General features: G+C 53.8%; 7 protein-coding genes. 4 read left to right on the top strand and 3 right to left on the bottom strand.

The window, feature by feature from the left end:
• Positions 1–103: 103 nt before the first annotated feature.
• From purM to Q9J32_RS02185, 3 genes are all read right to left on the bottom strand, one after another.
• Complete coding sequence (purM, locus tag Q9J32_RS02195) at positions 104–1,138, bottom strand: phosphoribosylformylglycinamidine cyclo-ligase (protein ID WP_301885515.1); 1,035 nt, start codon at positions 1,136–1,138, stop codon at positions 104–106.
• Positions 1,139–1,584: 446 nt separating this feature from the next.
• Positions 1,585–3,396: a translational GTPase TypA gene (typA, locus tag Q9J32_RS02190; RefSeq protein WP_301885378.1), complete on the bottom strand. Its 1,812-nt coding sequence runs from the start codon at positions 3,394–3,396 to the stop codon at positions 1,585–1,587.
• A gap of 90 nt (positions 3,397–3,486) precedes the next feature.
• On the bottom strand, positions 3,487–4,392 hold the full coding sequence (locus tag Q9J32_RS02185) for an NAD(P)H-hydrate dehydratase (RefSeq protein WP_301885379.1): 906 nt from the start codon (positions 4,390–4,392) through the stop codon (positions 3,487–3,489).
• Between the two features lie 64 nt (positions 4,393–4,456).
• On the opposite strand from Q9J32_RS02185, the gene Q9J32_RS02180 reads away from it, so the two are divergent.
• From Q9J32_RS02180 to Q9J32_RS02165, 4 genes are all read left to right on the top strand, one after another.
• The gene (locus Q9J32_RS02180) at positions 4,457–5,113 is read left to right on the top strand and encodes a cytochrome b/b6 domain-containing protein (protein WP_301885380.1); all 657 of its coding nucleotides are present in this window, start codon (positions 4,457–4,459) and stop codon (positions 5,111–5,113) included.
• A gap of 12 nt (positions 5,114–5,125) precedes the next feature.
• The gene (locus Q9J32_RS02175; protein WP_301001486.1) at positions 5,126–5,248 is read left to right on the top strand and encodes a hypothetical protein; all 123 of its coding nucleotides are present in this window, start codon (positions 5,126–5,128) and stop codon (positions 5,246–5,248) included.
• A gap of 92 nt (positions 5,249–5,340) precedes the next feature.
• Positions 5,341–7,200 (top strand): dihydroxy-acid dehydratase, encoded by a 1,860-nt coding sequence (ilvD, locus tag Q9J32_RS02170; protein WP_301885516.1) that lies wholly within the window; start codon positions 5,341–5,343, stop codon positions 7,198–7,200.
• 50 nt (positions 7,201–7,250) lie between these two features.
• Positions 7,251–8,489, top strand: coding sequence for a CapA family protein (locus Q9J32_RS02165; RefSeq protein WP_301885381.1), 1,239 nt, complete (start codon positions 7,251–7,253; stop codon positions 8,487–8,489).
• Positions 8,490–8,505: the final 16 nt, after the last annotated feature.

The following is an 8,505-nucleotide window of genomic DNA, read 5'->3' as shown; positions in this document are numbered from 1 at the left end:
TAAAATTTTTCCCCCCCCCCCCCGAATATGGCAAGCAAAAAGAATGCTCGCATAATAAAAATGCCGTCTGAAACAAGTTCAGACGGCATTTGATGCTTGGAAGTCAGGCAACTTGGGTTTGATGCTCATTCCCTTGACGCTCGCGGATGAAACCCAAACGGTAAACTGTCTCGCCCTGCCCGCTCAGGAATGACCGAACCGCATCAGCATCTTCGGCAGCAACGATGACAACCATACCGATGCCGCAGTTAAAGGTCCGGTACATTTCTTGGGTTTCCACATTGCCCGCCTTTTGAAGCCATTGGAAGAGCTTGGGCAATTCCCACGATTCGGCATCGATTTGTGCAACCGTGTTTTCAGGCAACACGCGCGGCACGTTTTCGGTAATGCCGCCGCCGGTAATGTGCGCCATACCTTTAATGGTAAATTTTTCCAAAGCAGCAAGAATCGGTTTCACATACAGACGGGTCGGCGCAATAACGGCTTCACGCAAGGTTTTGCCATTATCAAACTCGGCATCCAAATCGGGATTGTCGCGTTCGATGATTTTACGGATAAGGGAATAGCCGTTTGAATGTGCGCCGTTGGAAGCCAAACCCAATACCACATCGCCCGCTCCGATGCTGCGGCCGGTAATGACATTCTCTTTTTCCACCACGCCGACGGCAAAACCAGCCAAATCGTATTCGCCGACGGGATACATGCCCGGCATTTCAGCAGTTTCCCCGCCAATCAGGGCGCAGCCTGATTCTTCGCAACCTTGTGCAATGCCTTTGATCACATCGGTAGCACGGGCGACATCCAATTTGCCGCAGGCAAAATAATCCAAGAAAAACAACGGTTCAGCTCCTTGAACCAAAATATCGTTGACACTCATTGCAACAAGGTCGATGCCCACCGTATCGTGTTTGTCCCAATCGAAGGCAAGTTTGAGCTTGGTACCCACGCCGTCCGTACCGCTGACCAATACGGGATTTTTATATTTCTTGCCGATTTCGACCAATGCGCCAAAACCGCCCAAATCCCCCAATACTTCCGGACGCATGGTGCGTTTGGCAAACGGTTTGATGTTTTCGACCAGTTGGTCGCCTGCGTCGATATCGACACCTGCATCGCGGTAACTCAATGAAGTATTCATCATTTTTCCTTGGTAAATGGGGATTGGACATTAAAAATAACGGGGCGTATTCTACCTTATTTCGCGTTTGCCGGTTCAGATTTTTGGGCAATATTGTAAACAATATTCTTTGTATGGCAGATTTTTTGACAAACCGTGCAAGGATGTTAATGAGCCAAACAATATCAGGTTCGATATTTGAAAAATTGTCCGGAAAAACAAGCCCGCCGGATTTTGACGGATTGCCCCGTAAAATTAAAAATGCAGGTTTCCCGAAACAGCAACCGTTCCGAGACCGGAAGTACGGGCATTACCTGTCCGCAGATAATCCGGTACAAACTTTTTTATTGTTCATACAATGATTTTATTTAAGAAAATATATGACCTATCGGACAACCCGTTTCCCGATACCAGCCAATAAAATGCCGTCTGAAATTTTTCAGACGGCATCGCGTATCATTTAAACATCAATCCAGCTTTTTAAAATGACGGCGGCGTTCCAATTCGCTCAAGTAACGCTTGCGCAGACGGATGGATTGCGGCGTGATTTCAACGAGTTCGTCATCGTCGATAAACTCGACCGCGCCTTCCAGAGTCAGTTTGATCGGCGTAGTCAGGCGCACCGCTTCGTCGGTACCGCTGGCGCGGATGTTGGTGAGTTTTTTGCCTTTGAGCGGATTGACCACCAAATCGTTGTCGCGGCTGTGGATGCCGATAATCATACCTTCGTAGATTTTGTCGTTGGGCGATACGAACATACGGCCGCGGTCTTCAAGATTCCACAAGGCGTAAGCGACCGCCTCGCCCTGCTCTTGGGACACCAGCACGCCGTTGTGGCGGCCGGGCATATCGGGTTTGACGGGCGCGTAATCGTCGAACACGTGGCTCATCAGCCCGACACCGCGCGTCAGGGTCATGAATTCGCCTTGGAAACCGATCAAGCCGCGCGCTGGAATATGGTATTCGAGGCGGGTGCGTCCGTTGCCGTCGCTTTCCATATTGGTCAGCTCGCCACGGCGGCGTCCGAGTTCTTCCATTACCGCGCCTTGGTTGTCGTCGGGTACGTCCACGGTCAGGTTTTCATAAGGTTCGCATTTTTGACCGTCGATATCGCGGTACACGACGCGCGGTTTGCCGACGGCGAGTTCGTAGCCTTCGCGGCGCATATTTTCCAACAAAATGGTCAGGTGCAGCTCGCCGCGCCCGGATACGCGGAACACGTCGGCATCGGCGGTATCTTCCACGCGCAGGGCGACGTTGGTCAGCAATTCTTTTTGCAGGCGGTCGCGGATTTGGCGGCTGGTTACGAATTTGCCTTCGGTACCCGCCAACGGGCTGGTGTTGACCATAAAGTCCATCGTCAGCGTCGGTTCGTCCACGCTCAACATCGGCAGGCCTTTGGGGTTGTCTTTGTCGGTGATGGTTACGCCGATACCGATATCTTCGATACCGGAAATAATCACGATGTCGCCGGCTTCGGCTTCTTCAAGCGGCACGCGTTCCAAACCTTTGAAACCTAAAAGCTGGTTGATGCGGCCTTGGGCGATTTGCTGCTCGTGGTTCATGACGGCAACGGTTTGGCCGGGTTTGATGCGTCCGTTCAGGATGCGGCCGATACCGAGGCGGCCGGTGTAGTTGTCGTAGTCGAGTTGGGAAATTTGCAGTTGCAGCGGCTCGTCCGCGCTGCCGCTCGGTGCGGGCGTGTATTTTAGGATGGTGTCGAACAGCGGACGCATGTCGTTGCTCTCGTCGGTTTCTTCCAGCTTGGCAAAGCCGCTCAAACCTGAAGCGTAAACAATCGGGAAATCCAACTGCTCGTCGGTCGCACCCAAGTTGTCGAACAACTCGAAAGTCTGGTCGATAACCCAGCTCGGACGGGCGGACGGTTTGTCGATTTTGTTGATGACGACGATCGGTTTCAGCCCCAAAGCCAAGGCTTTTTTGGTCACGAAACGGGTTTGCGGCATCGGGCCTTCCTGCGCGTCCACTAACAATACGACGCAGTCCACCATACCCAAAACGCGCTCCACTTCGCCGCCGAAGTCGGCGTGTCCCGGCGTGTCGACGATATTGATGTGGTAGCCTTCGTAATCGATGGCGGTATTTTTGGCGAGGATGGTAATGCCGCGTTCTTTTTCAATGTCGTTGCTGTCCATCACGCGCTCGTCAACCTGCTGGTTGGCGCGGAATGTACCAGATTGGCGCAGCAGTTGGTCAACTAATGTGGTTTTGCCGTGGTCGACGTGAGCGATAATGGCAATGTTGCGAATTTGTTTCATGGTTAATATTTTCAAAATCTAGAAAAGATAACTGCACATTGTACCATGATTTATTGAATGCCATTTAGAAAATGGCAGTGCTTTTATCTTTCAGACGGCATTCTCATGCAGACTGGCCGTTATATCGTTTCTCAGCCACCTTGCTGCCGGAGCGATTTCCCCTGCCAGCAATCCGGCCTTGATGCCCGCCGATTCCTTCATGACATCTGCCGCCGCACCGTGCAGCCAAACTCCGGCACACGCTGCTTCAAACGGTTTAAAGCCTTGCGCAAGCAAACTTCCGACTATACCGTCCAACACATCTCCACTTCCCGCCGTAGCCAGCCCAGCATTACCGCTATGGTTGACATAGATTTCCGTATCCGGTGCGGCAACCAGTGTTTTGTGCCCCTTTAAAACCACGGTTGCGCCGAAAATTTCCCCTATCTTCCTTACTGCCGCCGTCCGATCCGCCTGAACCTGTGCAACCGTCGTTCCAAGCAGGCGCGCGGCTTCGGCGGGGTGTGGCGTTAAAATCAGGTTTTTACACCCGCGCGCCAGATTTCGGGTTTCGGCATCGGTTGATAATATGTTCAGCGCGTCCGCATCCAAAAGGACGGGCTTGTCCGTGTGTTCCGTCAAAATTCCGGCAAGCGTTCCGACCGCCGCCCTACCTGTACCCAATCCGCAACCAACAACCCAGGCGTTTATATCTTGACGCTTGGTCAAACCGTCTGCCGTATCCAACATAATTTCGGGAAAACCGGCAATGACGGCGAAAGGCAGCGTTTCCTGATTGAAACCCGCCCACACTTTTCCGCAGCCGAGATACATTGCCGCCGATGCCGCCAATACGGGCGCGCCGCTCATGCCGACCGAGCCGCCGACTACGGCGAGCGTGCCGAAAGTCCCTTTGTGCGAATCTTCCACACGGGCTTTGAAAATATGGGGAAAACGCAATGCCGTCTGAAGCATACGGCGGCGGCTTTCGCCTGAAAGATAGAAAACGGGAAACATTTCCCCTCCAATCGGTTAAAATTAAGGCTCGAAAACAAACCGATTCTACTGCCGGAAACCGATTATGAAAAACAAAACCAAAGTCTGGGACTTCCCCACCCGCCTTTTCCACTGGCTGCTTGCCGCGTCCCTGCCCTTTATGTGGTATAGCGCGAAAGCCGGCGGCGATATGCTGCAATGGCACACGCGCGTCGGGCTGCTTATCCTTTTCCTGCTCGTATTCCGCCTCTGTTGGGGCATTTGGGGCAGCGATACCGCCCGTTTTTCCCATTTCGTCCAAGGCTGGGCAGGCATACGCGGCTATCTGAAAAACGGCATTCCCGAACACATCCAGCCCGGACACAACCCCTTGGGCGCGCTGATGGTCGTTGCGCTTTTGGCCGCCGTCTCATTTCAAGTCGGAACCGGGCTTTTTGCCGCCGATGAAAACACCTTCAGCACCAACGGCTACCTCAACCATTTGGTTTCCGAACATACGGGCAGCCTTATGCGGAAAATCCACCTCAACTTTTTCAAGCTGCTCGCCGTTTTTTCTGCAATCCACATCGCCGCCATCGCCGCATACCGGATATTCAAAAAGAAAAACCTCATCCTCCCGATGATAACCGGCTTCAAATACATCGAAGGCAAAACCTCAATCCGCTTTGCAGGCAAAGCCGCGCTTGCCGCCGCATTATCGGTTGCCGCGCTTGCCGCAGCCGCCATCCTGCTCCTGTCCTGAAACCCGACATCAATGCCGTCTGAAGTCCTTTTCTGCCTTTCAGACGGCATTCCGAACATTGCCGCTTCAAAAATACCGTTGCACAGAATATCCCACCATTCCGCAACTTCCACACAATACCGATACTTGGTATAAAATACCCTCTTTTTTCCAGCTCTCTAACACAGTACAAAATGCCGTCTGAAACCCCTCGCTTTTCAGACGGCATGAAAACAAGGAAACACACTATGCCAGAATACCGTTCCAAAACCTCCACCCACGGCCGCAATATGGCGGGCGCGCGCGCATTGTGGCGCGCCACCGGCGTGATGGAAACCGACTTCGGCAAGCCCATCATCGCCGTTGCCAACTCCTTCACCCAATTCGTGCCCGGCCACGTCCACCTGCACAATATGGGCCAACTGGTTGCCCGCGAGATTGAAAAGGCGGGCGCCATCGCCAAAGAATTCAACACCATCGCCATCGACGACGGTATCGCTATGGGACACAGCGGTATGTTGTACTCCTTGCCCAGCCGCGATTTGATTGCCGACTCTATCGAATATATGGTCAACGCCCACTGCGCCGACGCGCTGGTGTGCATTTCCAACTGCGACAAAATCACCCCGGGAATGCTGATTGCCGCCATGCGCCTGAACATCCCGACCATCTTCGTCTCCGGCGGCCCGATGGAAGCGGGCAAGGTCATCGGCGTGGCCAACATCCAACCCGAACGCCGCTTGGACTTGATTGACGCCATGATTGAATCGGCGGACGACAATGTCAGCAACCAGCAAGTCGAGGAAGTCGAACAAAACGCCTGCCCGACCTGCGGCTCCTGCTCCGGTATGTTTACGGCAAACTCCATGAACTGCCTGACCGAAGCACTCGGCCTTTCCCTGCCGGGCAACGGTTCTTATCTGGCTACCCACGCAGGTCGTAAAGAATTGTTTCTCGAAGCAGGACGTATGATTGTCGAAATCACCAAACGCTATTACGAGCAAGACGACGAAACCGTGCTGCCGCGCAGCATTGCCACCAAAAAAGCGTTTGAAAACGCCATGACCATGGACATCGCCATGGGCGGCTCTACCAATACCATTTTGCACCTGTTGGCTGTTGCCAACGAAGCCGGTGTCGATTTCAAAATGGCCGACATCGACCGCTTAAGCCGCGTCGTCCCCTGCATCTGCAAAACCGCACCCAACAACCACGACTACTACATGGAAGACGTGCACCGCGCAGGCGGCATCTTCGCCATCCTGAAAGAACTGGACAAAGCAGGCAAGCTGCACACTGACGTGTACACCATCCACGCGCCGACGCTGAAAGACGCGATTGAGCAATGGGACGTAACCAATCCCGAAAACACCCGCGCCATCGAACGCTTCAAAGCCGCGCCCGGCGGCGTACGCACTACCCAAGCGTTCTCGCAAAACCGTATGTGGAAAACCCTCGACCTCGACCGCGAAAAAGGCTGCATCCGCGACGTGGCACACGCCTACTCGCAAGACGGCGGTTTGGCGGTCTTGTTCGGCAACATCGCCGAACGCGGCTGCGTGGTAAAAACCGCAGGCGTGGACGAGAGCATCCTCAAATTCACCGGCCGTGCCCGTGTGTTTGAAAGCCAAGAAGACGCAGTAGAAGGCATTTTGGGCAACCAAATCGTTGCCGGCGATATCGTCATCATCCGCTACGAAGGTCCTAAAGGCGGCCCTGGTATGCAGGAAATGCTGTATCCGACTTCCTACTTAAAATCTAAAGGCTTGGGCAAAGCCTGCGCCCTGCTGACCGACGGACGCTTCTCCGGCGGCACATCAGGTTTGTCCATTGGACACGCCTCGCCCGAAGCGGCGGAAGGCGGCGCAATCGGTTTGGTACACGAAGGCGATACCATCGAAATCGACATTCCCAACCGCAGCATCCGCCTTGCCATTTCCGATGAAGAGCTTGCCGTACGCCGTGCCGAAATGGAAGCGCGCGGCAGCAAAGCGTGGAAACCGGAAAACCGCGACCGCTACGTCTCCGCCGCATTAAGGGCTTACGGCGCGATGGCGACTTCCGCCGACAAAGGCGCGGTGCGCGACGTATCGCAAATCGAAAGATAAGCCCTTCCGAAACGCGCGGCAAATGCCGTCTTAACAGCAAAGGTCTGATGATGGACAAATTTATCTGGGCGATGGCGGTATTTGCCGCAATTTTGGCCCTCGTTATCGGTAGTGGTTTTACAGCACTTGAATATGTGAAAGAAACTCCGGCTGCTGCCTTTTATGCAGCTTCCACACCCACAGCCCAAACCGCCGAGATCAACCCCCCGGCGCATCCTGACGGAACGGAATCCCCCATATTGCCAATTGACGCTTCAAACCCCTTCCCTGCCTCAAAAATCAGCATTGGGGACGAACAGGATAAGCCTGACGGAAAAGCAGCCGATACTGTTTCCATCATCGGTGTCGGCGACATTATGCTCGGCAGCAATTATCCGGTCGATTACCTGCCCGATACCAATATCCTGAAACACGTCGAATCCGTCTTGCAAGACGCGGACATTACCGTCGGCAACCTTGAAGGCACGCTGTTTGACGAAGGCGGTACGCCGAAAAAATGTGCAAACCCCAAAATATGCTATGCATTCCGAACGCCCTCCGCCTACGGGCAATACCTTGCCGACGCGGGATTCGACTACCTCAGCCTCGCCAACAACCACAGCAACGACTTCGGCGCGCAAGGCATCACGGCAACGGTAGGCAACCTTGACGAATTGAACATCAAATATTCGGGCATCGAAAACAGGTTTGAAACCGCCATTCTGAAGAAAAACGGCGTGAGATACGGCTTCGTCTCCTTCGCCCCCAACCTTGCCGCCGTCAAACTGAACGATTATGCCAAAGTCAGAAAACTGATTCGGAAAACCAAGCAAAAAGCCGACATCGTCATTGTGATGTTCCACGGCGGCGCGGAAGGGAAACAGGCGGAACACCTGCCGTTCGATACCGAAATCTTCTATGGGGAAAACAGGGGCAACGTCGTCGAGTTTGCACGGCTTGCCGTTGATTCCGGTGCGGATGTCGTATTTGGGCAGGGTCCGCATGTCACACGTGCCATCGAACTTTACCGCGACCGCTTCATCTCCTACAGCGGCGGCAACTTTGCCACCTACGGCGCAATCAACACCTCCGGCATCAGCGGCATCGCCCCCATTTTTAAAATTATTACGGACAAACAGGGGCGGTTCGTTTCCGGCAACATTATCCCCATCACTCAAGTCGGCGATAAAATCCCCAAAATCGACCCCGAGAAAACCGTTATCGGGCGGATTATTTATCTGAACCGCAGCGATTTCCCCAAGGGGAACGGGCTGGATGTCTCGCCCGACGGCGACATCACGCGCCGGTAAAGAAATATTGGAAATG

It is taken from the genome of Neisseria uirgultaei, assembly GCF_962719845.1.
Lineage (GTDB): Bacteria > Pseudomonadota > Gammaproteobacteria > Burkholderiales > Neisseriaceae > Neisseria > Neisseria bergeri.
Note: the sequence above shows the minus strand (reverse complement) of the source record. Positions and strands in the feature narration are given on the sequence as shown.